This window comes from Spongiibacter marinus, from assembly GCF_016906995.1.
Classification (GTDB): domain Bacteria; phylum Pseudomonadota; class Gammaproteobacteria; order Pseudomonadales; family Spongiibacteraceae; genus Spongiibacter; species Spongiibacter marinus.
On sequence record NZ_JAFBBD010000026.1, the window covers coordinates 1 to 1493 of the forward strand.

1 protein-coding gene is annotated in these 1493 nt (G+C 50.4%); it reads left to right on the plus strand.

The window, feature by feature from the left end; translation table 11 throughout:
* On the plus strand, positions 1-1430 hold a 1430-nt coding region (locus HNR64_RS16975), incomplete at its 5' end, for a Tn3 family transposase (protein WP_204997567.1).
* Positions 1431-1493 lie beyond the last annotated feature (63 nt).

A 1493-nucleotide genomic window follows, 5' to 3' on the forward strand; every position in this document is an offset into this window, starting at 1 on the left:
AAATTGATCTGAATGAGGAGGCTGGTGAGTTTGTCAGTGACCTGAAGCAGACCTTTACCGATACGGCGCAAGCCGTTGATCAGGCCATCCCTGGTGACAGTTATATCGTGCTCAACCGCGACTCGATTTCCCTGAAAAAGCGCTCATCTGACAAAGACACCAGCCATACCAAAAAAGTGGATCAGGCCTTACGTGATAACCTGCCGGACGTGGATATTATTGACCTGCTGATGGAAACCATCGACTGGACGGAAATCGACAAGTTGTTTGGCCCGCTGTCAGGCCACCAACGGAAGATCAAAGATTACAAGCAGCGACTGGTCGCCTCATTACTGTGCTTTGGCTGTAATCTGGGTCCGACACAAACGGCCCGTTCCATTAAATCACTGACCCGCAAACAGATTGCCTATTTGAACTTGTCCCACGTGCGTGAGAAGGATCTGGTCAAGGCCACTGAAAAAATCATCAATGCCTACAACGAGTATGATTTGCCAAAGTTTTGGGGAACCGGGGAGAATGCATCAGTAGACGGTACGCGCTTTGATATGTATGAGCAGAACCTGCTCTCGGAATATCACCTGCGCTACGCATCCTACGGCGGTATCGGCTATTACCTGGTCAGCGACAAGTACATTGCCTTGTTCAGCCGATTCATTCCCTGCGGCGTGCGGGAAGCCATGCACTTGCTTGATGCCATCATAGAGAACGAGTCAGATATCAAACCGAATAAGGTGCAGGGCGATACCCACGCGCAAAGCACAATTGTGTTTGGCCTGGCCCACCTGCTGGGCATCAAGTTAATGCCGCGTATTAGCAATATCAACTCGCTGATCTTCTTCAAACCTGACCGACGGATCCGGTACCAGCATATCGATGAGTTGTTCTCAGAAGGCATTAATTACCAGCTGATCCGAACCCATTATCGGGACATGCTGCGGATTGCGATTTCTATTAAAGAGGGGCGGGTGTCAGCCTCAACCATCGCACGACGATTGGGCTCACGGGGAATACGGAATTCAATCTACTTCGCCTTCCGGGAGCTGGGACGCGTTGCCAGAACTCAATTCCTGCTGGAATATATCAGCGACATTGAGCTGCGGGAAACCATTCACGCCTCAACCTGCAAGAGCGAGGAGTTCAACGATTTTATCCAGTGGGTATTCTTCTTTAACCGAGGCCAGATCCAGGAGAACCTTCGGGCCGAACAGGAGAAAATGATCCGTTACAGTCACCTGGTGGCAAACCAAGTCATTCTTTACAACGTCAATGCGATGACCAAGACCTTGCTGGAACTCAAAAAGGATGGTCTACAGGTTACGCCGGAAGCACTCAGAGGTCTTTCACCCTACCGAACCGAACATATCAACCTGTTGGGCGACTACACCATCGATACCACACGGCGAACGGGCAAGCGATATACCCGGCTATAGAACTCAGATCCGGTCAGATTTTGTACAAAGTGGAACTTTTTGCATGAATCTGGGCCGGACCTC